This window comes from Azospirillum sp. TSO35-2 (assembly GCF_003116095.1).
GTDB lineage: Bacteria > Pseudomonadota > Alphaproteobacteria > Azospirillales > Azospirillaceae > Azospirillum.
The window spans coordinates 1,870,274-1,886,768 of record NZ_LGRA01000021.1 but is presented as its reverse complement, the minus strand read 5'-3'; the positions used below and the strand labels follow the sequence as shown (position 1 = coordinate 1,886,768).

The 16,495-nt window shown below is 70.5% G+C and carries 15 protein-coding genes; 10 read left to right on the top strand and 5 right to left on the bottom strand.

The features are described 5' to 3' along the window. Window positions 1–154: 154 nt before the first annotated feature. Together TSO352_RS24645 and TSO352_RS24640 are read right to left on the bottom strand one after the other, a co-directional pair. On the bottom strand, window positions 155–1,978 hold the full coding sequence (locus tag TSO352_RS24645) for a phosphoenolpyruvate carboxykinase (GTP) (RefSeq protein ID WP_109109785.1): 1,824 nt from the start codon (window positions 1,976–1,978) through the stop codon (window positions 155–157). A gap of 486 nt (window positions 1,979–2,464) precedes the next feature. After that, entirely contained in the window at window positions 2,465–3,286 is an 822-nt protein-coding gene (locus tag TSO352_RS24640; protein WP_247872396.1) for a pyridoxamine 5'-phosphate oxidase family protein, read from the bottom strand. A gap of 315 nt (window positions 3,287–3,601) precedes the next feature. Here TSO352_RS24640 and TSO352_RS24635 point away from each other — a divergent pair, with 315 nt between their 5' ends. The 8 genes from TSO352_RS24635 to ptsP all read left to right on the top strand — a co-directional run bounded on the left by TSO352_RS24635 (window position 3,602) and on the right by ptsP (window position 10,902). Continuing rightward, entirely contained in the window at window positions 3,602–4,297 is a 696-nt protein-coding gene (locus TSO352_RS24635; RefSeq protein ID WP_109109783.1) for a response regulator transcription factor, read from the top strand. A gap of 1 nt (window position 4,298) precedes the next feature. Further along, window positions 4,299–5,993: a stimulus-sensing domain-containing protein gene (locus tag TSO352_RS24630; protein WP_247872395.1), complete on the top strand. Its 1,695-nt coding sequence runs from the start codon at window positions 4,299–4,301 to the stop codon at window positions 5,991–5,993. Window positions 5,994–6,189: 196 nt separating this feature from the next. Then, the gene (locus TSO352_RS24625; RefSeq protein WP_247872393.1) at window positions 6,190–6,567 is read left to right on the top strand and encodes a hypothetical protein; all 378 of its coding nucleotides are present in this window, start codon (window positions 6,190–6,192) and stop codon (window positions 6,565–6,567) included. A 141-nt stretch (window positions 6,568–6,708) separates the two neighbouring features. Beyond that, a complete protein-coding gene (locus tag TSO352_RS24620) occupies window positions 6,709–7,185 on the top strand; it encodes an HPr kinase/phosphatase C-terminal domain-containing protein (RefSeq protein ID WP_109109781.1) in 477 nt (158 codons plus the stop codon). Then, window positions 7,182–8,177, top strand: coding sequence for an RNase adapter RapZ (rapZ, locus tag TSO352_RS24615; protein WP_109109780.1), 996 nt, complete (start codon window positions 7,182–7,184; stop codon window positions 8,175–8,177). The genes TSO352_RS24620 and rapZ overlap by 4 nt, the downstream gene beginning before the upstream one ends. 158 nt (window positions 8,178–8,335) lie before the next feature. After that, window positions 8,336–8,734 carry a PTS sugar transporter subunit IIA gene (locus TSO352_RS24610; protein WP_109109779.1) on the top strand — a complete coding sequence of 133 codons (399 nt, stop codon included), beginning with the start codon at window positions 8,336–8,338 and terminating at the stop codon, window positions 8,732–8,734. Window positions 8,735–8,744: 10 nt separating this feature from the next. Further along, the gene (locus TSO352_RS24605; RefSeq protein ID WP_109109778.1) at window positions 8,745–9,053 is read left to right on the top strand and encodes an HPr family phosphocarrier protein; all 309 of its coding nucleotides are present in this window, start codon (window positions 8,745–8,747) and stop codon (window positions 9,051–9,053) included. A gap of 19 nt (window positions 9,054–9,072) precedes the next feature. After that, a complete protein-coding gene (gene ptsP, locus TSO352_RS24600) occupies window positions 9,073–10,902 on the top strand; it encodes a phosphoenolpyruvate--protein phosphotransferase (protein WP_247872391.1) in 1,830 nt (609 codons plus the stop codon). Window positions 10,903–10,943: 41 nt separating this feature from the next. On the opposite strand, the gene TSO352_RS24595 is transcribed toward ptsP, so the two are convergent. Continuing rightward, window positions 10,944–12,782 (bottom strand): extracellular solute-binding protein, encoded by a 1,839-nt coding sequence (locus tag TSO352_RS24595; RefSeq protein ID WP_109109776.1) that lies wholly within the window; start codon window positions 12,780–12,782, stop codon window positions 10,944–10,946. Between the two features lie 165 nt (window positions 12,783–12,947). On the opposite strand from TSO352_RS24595, the gene ppa reads away from it, so the two are divergent. Continuing rightward, window positions 12,948–13,505: an inorganic diphosphatase gene (gene ppa, locus TSO352_RS24590; protein WP_109109775.1), complete on the top strand. Its 558-nt coding sequence runs from the start codon at window positions 12,948–12,950 to the stop codon at window positions 13,503–13,505. On the opposite strand, the gene TSO352_RS24585 is transcribed toward ppa, so the two are convergent. Continuing rightward, complete coding sequence (locus tag TSO352_RS24585; protein ID WP_109109774.1) at window positions 13,502–14,560, bottom strand: NAD(P)H-binding protein; 1,059 nt, start codon at window positions 14,558–14,560, stop codon at window positions 13,502–13,504. The genes ppa and TSO352_RS24585 overlap by 4 nt on opposite strands. 74 nt (window positions 14,561–14,634) lie before the next feature. Here TSO352_RS24585 and TSO352_RS24580 point away from each other — a divergent pair, with 74 nt between their 5' ends. Next, on the top strand, window positions 14,635–15,543 hold the full coding sequence (locus TSO352_RS24580; RefSeq protein WP_247872386.1) for a LysR family transcriptional regulator: 909 nt from the start codon (window positions 14,635–14,637) through the stop codon (window positions 15,541–15,543). 7 nt (window positions 15,544–15,550) lie between these two features. Here TSO352_RS24580 and TSO352_RS24575 read toward each other — a convergent pair. Next, window positions 15,551–16,495: L-lactate dehydrogenase (locus tag TSO352_RS24575; RefSeq protein ID WP_199231712.1), on the bottom strand; the 945-nt coding region annotated here is incomplete at its 5' end.

The following is a 16,495-nucleotide window of genomic DNA, read 5'->3' as shown; positions in this document are numbered from 1 at the left end:
GTTGCAAAGGTTGAGTCGCGACGCCGGGGCGGGGGCGGCGGTCCGCTCGCCGCCGCTGCGAAGATGACGGGGAGTTCATGGTCGTGGACCCCGAACGGAAAAGGGGCCGCCTTGCGGCAGCCCCCATCCTTACCGGTGCATGCGCGGACGGCGGTCAGCCGATGCGCCAGACCTCCGGGCTGGTTTCCAGCCGCTTCAGCAGGGCGACGCGCTGCTGCTCGATCTCCTCGGGCAGACGGTCGCCGAAGCGGTTGAACAGCTCTTCCTGGTCGCGCGCCTCGGCCTCGGCCTCCTTGCGGTCGATGTCCATGATCTTGGCGAACTTGTCTTCCGGGAAGCTCAGGCCCGACCAGTTCAGATCCTGGTAGCGCGGCGAGTAGCCGAACGGCGACTCGGCGACCTCGGTGGCGCGGCCGCGGACGCGGTCGACGATCCACTTCAGGACGCGCATGTTGTCGCCGAAGCCCGGCCAGACGAACTTGCCGTTCTCATCCTTGCGGAACCAGTTGACGCGGTAGATGCGCGGCAAGGTTTCGATCTTGCCTTCCATCGACAGCCAGTGGTTCCAGTAGTCGGCCATGTTGTAGCCGCAGAAGGGCAGCATGGCGAACGGGTCGCGGCGAATGGCGGCCTGGCCGACGGCGGCGGCGGTGGCCTCCGAGCCCATGGTCGCGGCCCAGTAGACGCCTTCGCGCCAGTTGTAGGCCTCGAACACCAGCGGGAAGGTCTTCGACAGGCGGCCGCCGAAGATGAAGGCGCTGATCGGAACGCCGGCCGGATCCTCCCACGCCGGGTCGATCGACGGGCACTGCGCCGCCGGGGCGGTGAAGCGGCTGTTCGGGTGGGCGGCGACGCGGCCGCAACCCGGGGTCCAGTCCTTGCCCTGCCAGTCGATCAGGTGTTCCGGCGCGGTGTCGGTCAGGCCTTCCCACCACACGTCGCCGTCGTCGGTCAGCGCGACGTTGGTGAAGATGACGTTGTGGTCCAGCGTCTTCAGCGCGTTCGGGTTCGACTTCACGCTGGTGCCGGGGGCGACGCCGAAGAAGCCGGCCTCCGGGTTGATGGCGCGCAGCGTGCCGTCCGGCTGCGGCTTGATCCAGGCGATGTCGTCACCGATGGTGCGGACCTTCCAGCCCTCGAACTCCTTCGGCGGGACCAGCATGGCGAAGTTGGTCTTGCCGCAGGCCGACGGGAAGGCGGCGCCGACATAGGTCTTCTCGCCGGTCGGGCTTTCCACGCCCAGGATCAGCATGTGCTCGGCCAGCCAGCCCTGCTCGCGGCCCATCGCCGAGGCGATGCGCAGCGCGAAGCACTTCTTGCCCAGCAGCGCGTTGCCGCCGTAGCCGGAGCCGTAGGAGACGATGCGGTGCTCGTCCGGGAAATGGACGATGTACTTGTTCTCGGCGTTGCAGGGCCAGGCCACGTCGGCCTCGCCCGGCTCCAGCGGGGCGCCGACCGAGTGCAGCGCCGGCACGAAGTCGCCGTCGCCCAGGATGTCCAGCACCTTCTGGCCCATGCGGGTCATCAGGCGCATGTTGACGGCGACGTAGGGGCTGTCGGAGATCTGCACGCCGATGTGGGCGATGTCGGAGCCGAGCGGACCCATGCTGAACGGCACCACATACATGGTGCGGCCGCGCATGCAGCCTTCGAACATGCCGTCCAGCTTGGCCTTCATCTCCTCCGGGTCCATCCAGTTGTTGGTCGGACCGGCTTCCTCGCGCGTCTTGGAGCAGATGTAGGTGCTGTCCTCGACCCGCGCGACGTCGCCCGGATCGGAGCGGCAGAGGAAGGAGTTCTGGCGCTTGGCCTCGTTCAGGCGGATGAAGGTGCCCGATGCCACCATCTCCTCACAGAGACGGTCGTATTCCTCCTGCGAACCGTCGCACCAGTGAACCCGCTCCGGCTTGCATTTCAGCGCGATCTCCTCGACCCAGGCCAGGAGCTTCTTGTTCCGCGTCCGCGTGTTACCAGTCATAGCGTCCTCTCGAATGCTGGGCCGGTCCCGTGAAAGCGGGCGTTCCCCCTGGGGATCCCGCGGCCGGGCCGGCCGTTCTTTCGTCCGTTGTCGTGTCGGAAGGCAGGCGTCCGCCGCGTCAGCGGGGCGCCGTCCCGCAAAGGCGCGCGCGGCCGAAGCCACCCGCGGTCCGCAGCGCCGGGCCGGCGCTGCGACAAGACGGTCCAAAAAGCGGTCCGAAAGGGGGGCCGAGAGCGCGATGTCTGGGGGCGCGAAGCCCGGACGGGAAACGGGTCGATCCGTTATGGTCCACTGAACTGTTCTCCTGGTTGCGCTGGTCGAACGCCGCGTTCTTGTTTTTGGTGCGGCGTCCGTCGGTGTCGTCACGACCTCTCGGTTGGTCGTTCGCGATGACGGCGGACGATGTCCGGCTGGCGGCTCGTCGCTCGTTCTTGTCGTGGGCCGTTCGATGCGGCCGGATTCTTGTTGTTGGGCGGTGCGGGGTGGTCAGACCTCCCGTCCGCCGGCGGCTCCGGACCCTCGGCGGATCCGGACCAGCGCGTCGAGCGCCAGTCTAGCCGATTCAGGGTCATGGATTCTCTGCTCAAAATCGACGCGGGCGACGTACCCCCCGCGCCGAAGGTCGCATCCCTCCGGGTCCACCCCGGTCAGGCTCCAGCTGTCCTGATTGGGGGCCGGATCGGGAACCTGTTCGGCATCGCCGGCGCCGGACGGCCCCAGCGCCGGGCCGAGGCCGTCCGCGTTCAGGCGGTCGAGCAGCTCCGCCTCGCCCGCGGCCAGCGCCGGCGCGGGGTGGGGGAGGTCCAGCTCGGCGGCGGACAGCCAGTGGATGCGGCCGAAGCCGGCGACCAGATGCGCCCGCTCCACCGCCACGCGGTAAATCGCGAAGTCGCCGAAGCCGGCGTAGAGCGCGGCGTCGGGATGGCGCCGCAGGTAGCGGGCGCGGTGGCCGGGGTCGTCGGACCGGACCGCCCGGCCCAGCACCGACAGCCGCGCCCCGGTCAGCGGCTGCGCCAGCCCGGCGGTGCCGTCGAACAGCAGCCCGACCCGGTCGTCGGCCAGCAGGTTGCGGGTGTGGTCGGCCAGCGTCGACAGCAGCAGCAGCGGGCTGCCGTCATGGTCGAAGGCGACGAGGACCAGGGACGGGTAGGGCCATCCGGCGGTGGCGGGCGCGGCTTCGTCCGGTCGCTGCGCGGTGGCGAGCGTTGCGCGGTCGCAGGCGCGCATCAGGCGCCGGGCGCGTTCGGCCGGGGCCGCGGGGGCCGGGGACGACCGGGCCAGGGTCGGGCTCGCCGCGCCGTTCGGCAACGACGACTTGCCCTCGCTCCCGCCCGGAGTCGTTCCGGCTGGAGAGGACGCGCAAGGGGCGTTCGAAAAACTCATTCCAAAACGAGTGCGTTCTCCCGCGCGGCACCGTTGTTCGGCGCCGCATTGACGCCATATTGGACCAGACAAATGGCGCGGGAAAAGCGAAAACTGCCGCTGGTACCTGGACTCTGGCATAAAGTATTGGAATGACCGCCCGTCCTATGCCTCATGTTTCCGCTAACATTTCGGGCGCCCGTCCGGAGCGTCCCAACACCGCCCTGTTTCCAACCGCCTGACCGGGATCCTGCAACGACCATGGCCCACACCGTCGCCCTGGTGGATGACGACCGCAACATCCTGGCCTCGATCTCCATCGCCTTGGAGGCGGAGGGGTTCGAGGTGCGCACCTACACCGACGGCGCCGAGGCCCTGCGCGGCCTGACCCAGCGCCCGCCCGACCTCGCCGTGCTCGACATCAAGATGCCGCGGATGGACGGGATGGAGCTGCTCCAGCGGCTGCGCCAGACCAGCCAGATGCCCGTCATCTTCCTGACCAGCAAGGACGACGAGCTGGACGAGCTGATGGGCCTGCGCATGGGCGCGGACGACTACATCAAGAAGCCCTTCTCGCAGCGCCTGCTGATCGAACGCATCCGCGCCCTGCTGCGGCGCGAGTCGCTGCGCGGCGACACCACGGACGCGGAGCCCGGGCAGATCATCACCCGCGGCCCCCTGGTGCTGGACGGCGCCCGCCACGCCTGCACCTGGAAAGGCCAGCCGATCGACCTGACGGTGACCGAGTTCCTGCTGGTCCGGGCCCTGGCCCAGCGGCCGGGCCACGTGAAGAACCGCGACCAGCTGATGGACGCGGCCTATGGCGAGCATGTCTATGTCGACGACCGGACCATCGACAGCCACATCAAGCGGCTGCGCAAGAAATTCAAGGCGATCGACGGCGACTTCGCCCAGATCGAAACGCTCTATGGCGTCGGCTACCGATACAAGGAATAACGTGGCCGGGGAGGTCGGTCCGGGGATCGGCGGCAAGGTCCGGCGGCGCGGCGTGTCGCCGCTGACGCTGCGCATCCTGGCGGTCAACGTCCTGGCGCTGCTGGTGCTGGCGGCCGGGCTGCTCTATCTCGGCCGCTACCAGGACCGCCTGATCCAGGCCGAGACCGAGGCGCTGGCGACCGAGGCGCGCATCTTCGCCTCGGCGCTGGGCGAAGGGGCGGTGAACCGCATCCTGACCGCGCCGTCGCCGACCGGCGACGAGAGCGGCGAGCGGTTCGAGCTGGCGCCCGAACTGGCCCGGCCGATGGTCCGCCGCCTGGCGGAGGCGACGGCAACCCGCACCCGCCTGTACGACATCGACGCGCACATGCTGTCGGACAGCCGGGTGCTGATCGGTTCGCAGGGGCGCATCGAAATCCGCGAGCTGCCGCCGCCGGCGGCGGGCGACCCGGTCAGCCGCGCGATCAACGACCTCTACAGCCGGCTGATCGACGTGGTGCCCAGCCGCGAGGGGTTGCCGGCCTATCGGGAAGGGCCGGGTCAGCCCAATCCCGACGTCGACCGTGCCCTGAACGGCGAGACCGCGGCCACCGTCTGGCGCGTCGACGGCGAGGGCGGCGACCCGGAACTCCTGCTGACGGTCGCGGTGCCGGTGCAGCGCTACCGCGAGGTGCTGGGGGCGGTGCTGCTGGCCCGTGGCGGCGGCGAGATCGACCGCGCCATCCGCTCCGTCCGCTTCGACATCCTGCGGGTGTTCGGGGTGGCGCTGCTGGTGACGGTGGCGCTGTCCTTCTATCTGGCCGGCACCATCGCCCGGCCGATCCGCCGGCTGGCCCAGGCCGCCGACCGGCTGCGCACCGCGCACGGCCGCCACACCGAGATCCCCGACCTGACCCGCCGCGGCGACGAGATCGGCGAGCTGTCGGGCGTGCTGCGCGAGATGACCGACGCGCTGTGGACGCGGATGGACGCCATCGAACGCTTCGCCGCCGACGTCGCCCACGAGATCAAGAACCCGCTGACCTCGCTGCGCAGCGCGGTGGAGACCGCCGGCCGCGTCAGCGATCCGCGCCAGCGCGACCGGCTGATGGCGATCATCGCCGACGACGTGCAGCGGCTGGACCGGCTGATCAGCGACATCTCCAACGCCTCGCGCCTCGACGCCGAGCTGTCGCGCGCCGAGCCGGAGCCGGTGGACATCGGCGGCCTGCTGGCCATGCTGGCCGACCTGCGCCGTCCGGTGGACGACGACGGGGCGGAGGGCGAGGCGGAGGGGATGGGGGCCTCCACCGTGCCCCGGGTCCTCGTCGATGTGCCGGCGGGCGAGCGGCTGGTGGTGCCGGGGCTGGAAGGACGGCTGACCCAGGTGTTCCAGAACCTGATCGACAACGCCCTGTCCTTCTCGCCGCCGGGTGGGACCGTGCGTCTGACGGCGCGGCGCCACGGCCGCACGGTGACGGTCGTCGTCTCCGACCAGGGGCCGGGCATTCCGGAGGGCAAGGAAGACGCCATCTTCGACCGCTTCTACACCGAACGCCCGGCGGGCGAGAAGTTCGGCACCCATTCCGGGCTTGGGCTGTCGATAGCAAAGCAAATAGTTGGTGCGCACAATGGTTCAATCTCGACGAAAAATCGTCTCTTATCCAATGGGACGATCGAGGGCGCCGATTTCGTCGTGACGCTGCCGTTGCTGTGAGGCTTCTGGCCGAAATTCGTATTACATTCTAAATATGCGGTGGACAAGGGCTGGCGATACGTCAATCATATTGACGGTCATTGCTCGCCCACCGGCTGACGCGGCGCCCGGACCGCTCCGGGCTGGTTGTCCTCATCGCGGTTTCCGCGGTGGGCAGTGGGTGTTGCGTGGCCCTTGACAACGACTGGAGGTTGCCATGCCCGAATTCGCCGTGAACGAGTCGTCACCGCCGTCGGGCACCGCCCAGATCGTCGATCTGCGCCGCTACCGCTTGGCCCGCCTGATCCGCGACGCCGGCCGGCAGCAGGGCGAACTGGCCCGCATGATGCGTGATTCCGCGCAGGAGCGGAGCCAACTGGCGGAGGCGCTGCAGGGCGCCCAGCGCCACCTCGCCAGCATCGCCGACAACTACAAGGTCCTGCTGGTCCGGCTGAAGCGCGAGAAGGACTTCCGCGACGCCTGCCAGGAAGCGGCGGAGCTGGAGGATCTCGACGAGATGATCCGCCGTCGCGACGCCCTGGCCGAGGAGCTGGAGGCCATCCGCCGCACCCCCCGTGGCGCCGTCGGCGGGTGAGCGGCGGCTGGAGTGTCGCCGCACCGAAAGAACGGCGCGAAACGGATGGGGGATCCTGTTCAGGCTTCTCCTCCTGACCCGCCGCGCCACCGTTCCGTTTCCATTGACAGAACCTGCGGCACGTCTCACCTTCGCCAGACTATGGTGACGATTCACGGCACCTGCGTCTTGCTCTCCGACATCGGCGTGCTGCTGCGAGGGGATTCGGGGCGCGGAAAATCCGACTTGGCCTTGCGACTGATCGACGGTGGCGCCCGACTGGTCGCGGACGACCGGGTGATTCTGCGCGCCGATGCCGGCCGCCTGATCGCCTCGGCCCCGTCCGCGCTGGCCGGGCTGCTGGAGGTGCGGGGGGTCGGCATCCTGCCGGTTCCCGCCGCCGGGTCGGCCCCGGTCGGGCTGGTCGTCGACCTGACGCCGCGCGAGGCGGTCGAACGCCTGCCGCAGGCGGAAGCCGACACGCTGCTGGGAATCGTCCTGCCCCGGCTGGGCCTTTGCGCCTTCGACGCCTCCACCCCGGCCAAGATCCGCCTTGCCGCCGTGTCCTTGCGCGACGGCCGGCTGGAGCGGGTTCCGGCCAGCTTGTCGGCGATGCCCAGCCTGTCGGCCATGCCATGACCCCTGACGTGCCGTCCGACTCCGAAACGGCCGCCCCGGATGGGGCGGGGGCGACGACCGGCGGGGCCCTCGGGCGCATCGTGCTGGTCACCGGCCTGTCGGGCGCCGGCATGTCGGTGGCGCTGAAGGCGCTGGAGGATCTGGGCTACGAGGCGGTGGACAACCTGCGCCTGTCGCTGGTCCCGGCGCTGCTGCGGCAGGCCGATCCGAAACGCCGGCCGCTGGCCCTGGTGATCGACAGCCGCACCCGCGACTTTTCCGCGCAGAGCTTCCTGGACGAGCTGGAGGACCTGCGCCGCCGCGGCGACCTCGACGTCCGTCTGGTCTTCCTGGACTGCGGCGACGAGGTGCTGCAGCGCCGTTTCACCGAGACGCGCCGCCGCCACCCGCTGGCGGAGGACCGCACCGTCCCCGACGGCATCCAGCGCGAGCGCGCGCTGCTGTTCCCGCTGAAGGAACAGGCCGACGTCACCATCGACACGACGCAACTGTCCATTCACGATTTGCGGCGCATCCTGTCGGGACATTTCCGGCGCGATGCGCAAGCGGCCTTGCAGGTGTTCGTGACCTCCTTCTCCTTCCGCCTGGGACTCCCGCGCGAGGCCGACCTGGTCTTCGACGTGCGGTTCCTGACCAACCCCCATTACGACCCGGCGCTGCGGCCGTTGACGGGCCGCGACCCGGCCGTCGCCGCGCGGGTGGAGAGCGACCCCGATTACCCGGCCTTCTTCCGCAACCTGACCGACCTGCTGCGCCCGCTGCTGCCGCGCTACAACCAGGAAGGCAAGAGCTACCTGACCATCGCCATCGGCTGCACCGGCGGCAAGCACCGGTCGGTGCTGGTCGCCGAACGGCTGGCCGCCTGGCTGACGGAGCAGGGCCTGCGGGTCAACCTCAGCCACCGCGAACTGGACCGCCAGGGTCTGCGCGGCGGCGGGAGCGGTCATGCGGGGGGAAGCTTGGGCGGCACCGCAGTCGGCAACGTGGGATGATGCAAATTGCGCCTTGACGATCATACGTCCAACCAACGATCCAGATGCGATGTGGGCACAGGCATGGCCGGCGGCGCGGTGCAAGCCTTGGCGCAGGTGTCCGGGGAGGGCCCGACCTTGCCGACCTTGCCAACCTTGCCAACCTTGAAGGATGTCCGATGATCGGTATGGTTCTTGTCACCCACGGACGGCTGGCCGAGGAGTTCATCGCCGCGCTGTTCCATGTGGTGGGTGAACAGCAGCAGGTGCGCGCGGTGTGCATCGGTCCGGACGACGACATGGAGCAGCGCCGCCAGGACATCCTGAACTCCGTGGCGGAGGTCGACGACGGGGCGGGCGTGGTGGTGCTGACCGACATGTTCGGCGGCACGCCGTCCAACCTTGCCATCTCCATCATGGACAAGGCGAAGGTGGAGGTGATCGCCGGCGTCAACCTGCCGATGCTGATCAAGCTGGCCAGCGTGCGCAAGACCGAGCCGCTGGACAAGTCGGTGATCGCCGCCCGCGACGCCGGCCAGAAATACATCAACGTCGCCTCCACCCTGCTGTCGGATTGAGCCTTTCGCGATGAGCAACCCCGACGATACGGCCGCCACCGGCGCCGACGGCGAAATCCGCCGCACCGCCACCATCACCAACCAACGTGGCCTGCACGCCCGCGCCTCGGCCAAGTTCGTCAAGCTGGTCGCCACCTTCGACGCCGAGATCTCGGTGCGCCGCGGCGAGTCCGTCGTGTCCGGCGAATCGATCATGGGGCTGATGATGCTGGCCGCCGGCCCCGGCACCACGGTGGAACTGCGGGCGCTGGGCGCCCAGGCCGACGAGGCGATGGCGGCGTTGCTGGACCTGATCAATCGTAAGTTCGATGAAGAGTGATACGCCCCCCACCGGCCCGATGACCGGTTCCGCGGGTGGTCCCGTCGCCAGCCCCGACCGTGGCGGCGGATCCGGCGCGACCCCGGGCGAAAGCCTGGGCGGCTCCACGCGCGCCTTCCGCGGCCTGGGCGTGTCGCCCGGCATCGCCATCGGCCCCGCCCATGTGGTGGAAAGCGGGTCGGTCAACATCCCCGAATACCCGATCGCCGCCGACGCGGTCGAGGCCGAGGTCGCGCGCTTCAACGAGGCGGCCACCAAGGCGCGGCGCCAGATCAAGAAGCTGAAGAGCAAGGCGCTGGTCCTGCCCGACTCGGCGTCGGAGGAGATCGGCTTCCTGCTGGACGCCCACCTGTCGATGGTCACCAACTCGCGCCTGACCCGCGGGGTGGAGCAGCGGATCAAGCAGGACCGCATCAACGCCGAGGCCGCCATCCAGGCGGAGATCGCCGCCATCGCCGCCACCTTCGCCGGCATGGACGACGCCTATCTGGCCGGGCGCATCGACGACATCCGCGAGGTCGGCCGCCGGCTGACCCGCAACCTGCTGAAGCAGGAATACCGGGCCTTCAGCACCCTGCCGCCCGGCACCATCATCCTGGCGGAGGAGCTGACCCCCGCCGACACCGCCCTGCTCGACCCCAACACGATCGGCGGCTTCGCCACCGTGCTCGGCGGGGCGGAGGGGCACACGGCGATCCTCGCCCGCTCGCTCGGCCTGCCGGCGGTGCTGGGCGCGCCCGGCCTGCTGAGCGGCGTGCGCAACGGCGTCACGGTGATCGTCGACGGGCTCCAGGGCCGCGTTCTGGTCGATCCGCCGGCCGAGGTGCTGGCCGACTACAGCGCCCGCCGTGCCGCCCGCGAACGCGAGCGCCAGGGGTTGAAGAGCTTGCGCAAGCTGCCCGCCATCACCCGCGATGGCACCGCCGTCACCCTGATGGCCAATCTGGAACTGCCCCGCGACCTGGAACACGCGCTGGAGCACGGTGCCCAGGGCATCGGCCTGCTGCGGACCGAGTTCATGTTCATGAACCGCGACCATCTGCCCGACGAGGACGAGCAGTACGCCGAGCTGCGCACCATGGTCGAGGGGATGGGCGGCCGCACCGTCACCGCCCGCACCATGGATCTGGGCGGCGAGAAGCTGGCCGGCTGGATGGCCGGGCGCTATGGCGAGCCGGCCAACCCGGCGCTCGGCCTGCGCGCCATCCGGCTGGGGTTGCGGGAACCGAAGCTGCTGGAAACCCAGCTCGCCGCCATGCTGCGGGCGGGCGCCCACGGGCCGCTGCGCATCCTGTTGCCGATGATCGGCTCGGTCGCCGAGGTGCAGAAGGTGCGCGAGGTGATGGGGCAGGTCGCCCGCCGCCTGCGCCGCCGCGGCGTGGCCATCGCCGATCCGCTGCCGCCGGTGGGGGTGATGGTGGAGGTGCCGGGGGCGGCGCTGTCGGCCGACGCGCTGGCCTACGCCGCCGATTTCTTCGCCATCGGCACCAACGACCTGACCCAGTACACGCTGGCGATCGACCGCGCCGACGAACAGGTCGCGACGCTGTACGACCCGCTGCACCCGGCGGTGCTCCGCCTGATCCAGTTCACCATCGAAGCGGCGTTGCGCGCCCGCATCACGGTGTCGGTCTGTGGCGAGATCGCCGGCGACCCGCGCTACAGCGCGCTGCTGCTGGGGCTGGGCGTGCGCGAGCTGTCGATGGCGCCGCTGGCGGTGCCGGCGGTGAAGAAGCGCATCCGTGCGATGGACCTGATGGAGGCGAGCCGCCGCGCCCGCGTCATCATGGACCAGAGCGACAGCGGGCGGATCGCCACCCTGCTGGACGACTTCAACGCGACCATCTGACGGATCGGGTCAGGAGCAGGGGGGCCTTGGTCAAGGCGCCCCTACTCCACCCACCACGTGTCAACCATCGCCCCGTACAGCGGCGTGACCGCCGGGCGGTGCAGCCTCGACCAATGGGCGATGCGGTCGACCGGGCTGTGGAACAGCGGCACCATGTAATGCCCCCACAGCAGCACCCGGTCCAGCGCCCGCACCCGGCCGACCAGTTCCGCCCGCGTCGTCGCCGCGGCGATGGAGCGGGCGAGTGCGTCGACCACCGGGTCGCGGATGCCGGCGAGGTTCCGGCTGCCCTCCTGCCCGGCGGCGTCGGAACCGAAATAATAAAGCTGCTCGTTGCCCGGCGACAGGGTGGACGCCCACCAGCGCATGGTCATATCGAAATCGAAACGTTCCAGCCGGGCCTGGAACTGCGCGCTGTCCACCGTCCGCACCGACGCGGCGATGCCCAGCGGCTCCAGCGCGCGGGCGAACTCCAGCGCCACCCGCTCGTCCGACGGATCGGCGAGGATAATTTCGAAAGCGAAACGGTTTCCGGCCGCGTCGGTCAGCCGGCCGTCGCGCACCCGCCAGCCGGCCTCCTCCAACAGCCGCAGCGCGGCGCGGCGGTTGGCCCGCAAGGCCGTCGTCGTTCCACCACCACCATCGGTCGCCGTGGCGGCCGCCGTGGCGGGCAGCGTGAAGGGCTCGGTGAACAGCGCCGGCGGCAGCCGGTTGCGGAAGGGCTCCAGCGCCCGCAACTCCTCGCCCTGCGGCAGGCCGCGGGCGGCGAGTTCGGAGTTGGGGTAGTAGCTGGCGGTGCGGGTCAGCAGCCCGTGGAACAGGTTGCGCCCGATCCAGTCGACATCGGTCACCATCGCCAGCGCGCGGCGCACCCGCACATCGGCGAACAGCGGCCGGCGGGTGTTGAAGATCAGGCCGCGCGCCGGTTCGGGCCGCCTGTTCGGCAGCTCCTCGCGCAGGATGCGCCCGTCGCGCAGGGCCGGCCCGTCGTAGCCGGTCGCCCATTTTGCCGGGTCGCTTTCGAAACGGACGTCGCCCTGGCCGGCCTTGAACGCCTCCAGCGCCACCGCATCGTCGCGGTAATAGTCGAACTCCAGCCGGTCGGCGTTGAACTGGCCGACCCGGATCGGCAGGTCGCGGCCCCAATAGTCGGGCACCCGCTCGTAGACGATGCGGCGGCCGGGATCGACCGACGCCACCCGGTAGGGGCCGCTGCCCATGATCGGCTCCAGCGTCGTGCGGTTGAAGGTCTTGTCCGCCCACCACGCCTTGGAATGGATCGGCATCAGCCCCATCAGCAGCGGCATCTCGCGGTCGATGCCGCCGTCCGGATTTGCGGCGAAGGCGAAGCGCACCGTGCGGGGATCGAGCGCCTCGGCCCTGGTCACCTTGGCGTAGAACAGCCGGCGGTTGGGGGTGCCGTGTTCGCGCTGCACCGCCAGCGAGAACAGCACGTCGTCGGCGGTCACCGGCGTCCCGTCGTGCCAGCGCGCGCGCCCGTCGATGTGGAAGGTGACGGCGGAGCGGTCGTCGGCGACCTCCAACCGGTCGGCCAGCAGGCCGTAGAGCGAGAAGGGCTCGTCCCACGACCGCGTCAGCAGCGTCTCGAAGACGTTTCCCAGTCCCAGCGCCGGCACGCCCTTGACGATGTGCGGGTTCAGGCTGTCGAAGCTGCCGGTCACCGCTTGGCGGATGGTGCCGCCCTTCGGTGCTTCCGGGTTGACGTAGGGCAGGGCGGCGAAACCGGGCGGCAGCGCCAGATCGCCGTGCATGGCGATGCCGTGGGTGGGTCCATGGGTGGCCGTGTCCGGGCCGGCACCGGCCGGATGGGGCGGCAGCAGGGCCAGAAGGGCGAGGATCAGGGCGAACAGGCGGGTCATCCCCGTCAGGGTTGCCGCTTTGCCGCACCTGCGCAAGAGCCCACGCAAGTTTCTTGGCCTTGATCGGCGTTCCGCCTAAACTCCCGCCCCGCGAGGCGCCGGAGCGGGCATCGGCGCCAAAACCAAGAACGTGCCCTGAATACGCCAGTCGAAGGACGTGACACCATGGATTTGAGCAAGGTTGCGGCGGGCAAGAACCCGCCCTGGGACGTGAACGTCGTCATCGAGATTCCGATCGGCGGCCAGCCGGTGAAGTATGAAGTCGACAAGGAATCGGGCGCGATGTTCGTCGACCGTTTCCTGCACACGGCGATGTTCTATCCCTGCAACTACGGCTTCATCCCGCACACCCTGTCGGGTGACGGCGATCCGGTCGACGTCTGCGTCGTCGGCCAGCATTCCGTGGTGCCGGGTGCGGTGCTGCGCTCGCGTCCGATCGGCGTCCTCTTCATGGAGGATGAAGGCGGCGAGGACGAGAAGCTGATCGCGGTGCCGGTGGACAAGCTGCACCCGTTCTACACCGACGTGAAGAACTACACCGACCTGCCGTCGATCCTGACCGAGCAGATTGCCCACTTCTTCGAGCACTACAAGGATCTCGAGAAGAACAAGTGGGTGAAGATCCGCGGCTGGGGCGACGCCGAAGCCGCCGCCAAGAAGATCGAAGAAGGCCTGGCCCGCGCCCTCGAGGCGAACAAGGGCACCCCGGGCCCGGTGATCTAACCTCCGGTCGTCTGGCTCAAGGTCCACCTCTCCGCCTCCGGCGCGTCCGCCGGCTGGTTGGGGAGGTGGCCCAGCCCGGCCAGGGTGCGGCGCACCGCAACGTCCAGCGGCGTGCGCGGCTCCTCGCCCAGGAAGGCCAGGAGACGGCGGTTGTCCAGCCGCACCGGCCGTTCCCACAGATAGCGCATCTCGTTCAGTTCCCGGAACAGCGGCACGACCGGCGACGCCAGCCGCAGCAGCCACCAGGGCATTCGCCGGACCGGCAGGTCGGGCTTGCCGCCGGCCTGCGCCATGGCGTGCGCGATGGCCGCGATCATGCGGTCGCCGTCCGCGTCCCACTGCCCGTCCATGTGGAAGGTCGCGGCGTCCCCCAACTCCGCCTCGCGGTCGAGCAGCCGCATCGCCGTCTCCGCCACGTCGGGCAGATAGGCCCACTGGTGGCCGACGCCCGGCCGCCCCGGCCGGTTGATGCGGTTCAGCGGGCGTCCCGGCGTCAGCAGCCCCTGCGCGAACCAGCTGTTGCCGGCATGGGGACCGAAGAAGTCGCCGGCGCGCAGGATCAGCAGCCGTGCCCCGTCATCGACCGCGCGGTGCAGGCGGCGTTCCATCGCCACCCGGATCGCCCCCTTGCGGGAAACCGGGTTCTGCGCCGCGGTCTCGTCGATCAGTGGAAAGACGTCCGGCCCGTAATTGTAGACGGTGCCCGGCAGCAGGATGCGGGCGCGGTTGGCGCGGGCCGCCGCGATGCTGCTGTCCAGCATCGGCAGCACCAGCCGGTCCCAGTCCCGGTACCCCGGCGGGTTGACGGCGTGGACGATCAGCGACGCCCCCTCCGCGGCGGCCGCGACGTCGGCGGGGTTCAGCGCGTCGCCGACGCTCCAGGCGATGCCCGATGGAGCGATCCCCGGCGGCCCGGCGGCGTCCGCCGGCTTGCGGCGCAGGCCGCGCACCGACCAGCCGCGCGCCGCCAGCGCCCGTGCCATCGCGCCGCCGATGCCGCCCGTGGCCCCGAGCACCAGCGCGGTGCGCCTCTCCTTGGTCCCGTGCGCGTCCATGTCATCCTCCGTCGGTGTCGATGGAGCGAGGATGGCGGCGCGGCCGGCTGAACGGAATTGTCGAACTCCGTCGAGTGGCTATACTGAAATCGATGAACCAGGCGCCGCCCAGCTGGGACCTCTACCGCAGCTTCCTGGCGGTGATCCGCGAAGGGTCGCTGTCGGCGGCGGCGCGCGCGCTGGGCCTGACCCAGCCGACGCTGGCCCGCCATGTCGCGGCGCTGGAGGAGGCGGTGGGTGGGTCGCTGTTCGTCCGCTCGCCGCGCGGGCTGGATCCGACCGATGCCGCCCTGGCGCTGAAACCCCAGGCCGAGGCGCTGGACGCCGCGGCGTCCGCCCTGTGGCGCACGGCGTCCGGCTGGGGCGCGGAGGTGCGCGGCACGGTGCGGGTCACCGCCAGCGAGGTGGTGGGCGCCCGCATCCTCCCGGCGATCCTGGCCGAACTGCGGGCGCGGCACCCGGCGCTGGAGGTCGAGCTGGTGCTGTCCAACGCGGTGGACAACCTGCTGCAACGCGACGCCGATGTCGCCGTCCGCATGGTGGAGCCGGACCAGCAGGCCCTGGTGGTCCGGCGGGTCGGTGCCATCGCCCTGGGGCTGCACGCCCACCGCCGCTACCTCGACCGTCACGGCGAGCCGCGGCGGCTCGCCGACCTCGACGGCCACAGCCTGATCGGCTTCGACCGCGAGACGCCGGACATCCGCGCCCTGATCCGACGGGCGCCGGAGATGGCCTTGCCCCGCTTCGCCCTGCGCACCGACAGTCACCTCGCCCAGTTCGCCGCCATCGAGGCCGGTTTCGGCATCGGCATCTGTCAGGTCCCGCTGGCGCGGCGGGCGCCCGATCTGGTCCGGGTCCTGGCCGACGCGTTCGATCTGCCGATGGGGGTGTGGATCGCCATGCACGAGGATCTGCGCTCCACCCCCCGCTGCCGCGCCGTGTTCGACGCGCTGGCCGCCGGGCTGACCGCGCATATCGGGTGATGCGCGGTCAACGGGTCCAGCCCATCCGCTGTTCGACCCCGTCGGCCGCCTCCTTCAGGATGCCGGCGCTGTGGCGCAGCGCCGCTTCCTCCTCCGCCGACAGGTCGGGCAGGATGGTGTCGAGCACGCCGGAGGATCCGATCACCCGCGGCAGCGACAGCACCACCTGCGGCACCCCGGCGACGTCGTCGTTCAGCATGGCGCAGGTCGCCACCATCCGTTCGTCGGCGCCGATCGCCGCCACCAGCCGCGCCAGCCCGCCGCCGATGCCGAAGGCGGTGTGACCCTTGCCGTTGATGATGCGGTAGGCGGCGCGGCGCACCCCCTCGTCGATGGCGGCGCGGTCCTCCGCCGTCAGCGGGCGGTGGAGCTGTGCGGCGGCGCGTTCCACCGGCAGGCCGGCCACCGTGGCGCTCGACCACAGCAGAACCTCCGAGTCGCCATGCTCGCCGACGACATGGGCATGGACCGAACGCGGCGTCACCCCCAGCCGGTCGGCCAGCAGGGCGCGGAAGCGCGCGGTGTCCAGAACCGTGCCGGAACCGATGACCCGGCAGCGCGGCAAGCCGCTGATCCGGGTGGCGATCTGCGTCATCACGTCCACCGGGTTGCTGGCGACCAGCAGCACCGCGTCGGGGGCGGCCTTCAGCACCTCCGGGATGATGGCGCCGAAGATCTTGGCGTTGCGCTCCAGCAGGTCCAGCCGGGTCTCGCCCGGCCGCTGCGCCACGCCGGCCGACAGCACGACCACCCCGGCCCCCTCCAGCGCCGGATAGCCGCCGGCGCGCACGGTGACGGCGTGGGTGAAGGGCACGGCGTGGGCGATGTCCTGGGCCTGGGCCTGGGCCAGCGCCTCGTTCGCGTCGACCAGCACGACCTCGCTGGCGGCCCCGGTGGTCACGATGGTGAAGGCGGCGGTGCTGCCGACGAACCCCGCCCCGACGATTCCGAC

Excerpts from the sequence above, each read along its gene's own strand:
- TSO352_RS24645 (WP_109109785.1), bottom strand. The coding sequence starts at position 1,978 with ATGACTGGTAACACGCGGACGCGGAACAAGAAGCTCCTGGCCTGGGTC.
- TSO352_RS24635 (WP_109109783.1), top strand. The coding sequence starts at position 3,602 with ATGGCCCACACCGTCGCCCTGGTGGATGACGACCGCAACATCCTGGCC.
- TSO352_RS24625 (WP_247872393.1), top strand. The coding sequence starts at position 6,190 with ATGCCCGAATTCGCCGTGAACGAGTCGTCACCGCCGTCGGGCACCGCC.
- TSO352_RS24620 (WP_109109781.1), top strand. The coding sequence starts at position 6,709 with ATGGTGACGATTCACGGCACCTGCGTCTTGCTCTCCGACATCGGCGTG.
- rapZ (WP_109109780.1), top strand. The coding sequence starts at position 7,182 with ATGACCCCTGACGTGCCGTCCGACTCCGAAACGGCCGCCCCGGATGGG.
- TSO352_RS24610 (WP_109109779.1), top strand. The coding sequence starts at position 8,336 with ATGATCGGTATGGTTCTTGTCACCCACGGACGGCTGGCCGAGGAGTTC.
- TSO352_RS24605 (WP_109109778.1), top strand. The coding sequence starts at position 8,745 with ATGAGCAACCCCGACGATACGGCCGCCACCGGCGCCGACGGCGAAATC.
- ptsP (WP_247872391.1), top strand. The coding sequence starts at position 9,073 with ATGACCGGTTCCGCGGGTGGTCCCGTCGCCAGCCCCGACCGTGGCGGC.
- TSO352_RS24595 (WP_109109776.1), bottom strand. The coding sequence starts at position 12,782 with ATGACCCGCCTGTTCGCCCTGATCCTCGCCCTTCTGGCCCTGCTGCCG.
- ppa (WP_109109775.1), top strand. The coding sequence starts at position 12,948 with ATGGATTTGAGCAAGGTTGCGGCGGGCAAGAACCCGCCCTGGGACGTG.
- TSO352_RS24585 (WP_109109774.1), bottom strand. The coding sequence starts at position 14,560 with ATGGACGCGCACGGGACCAAGGAGAGGCGCACCGCGCTGGTGCTCGGG.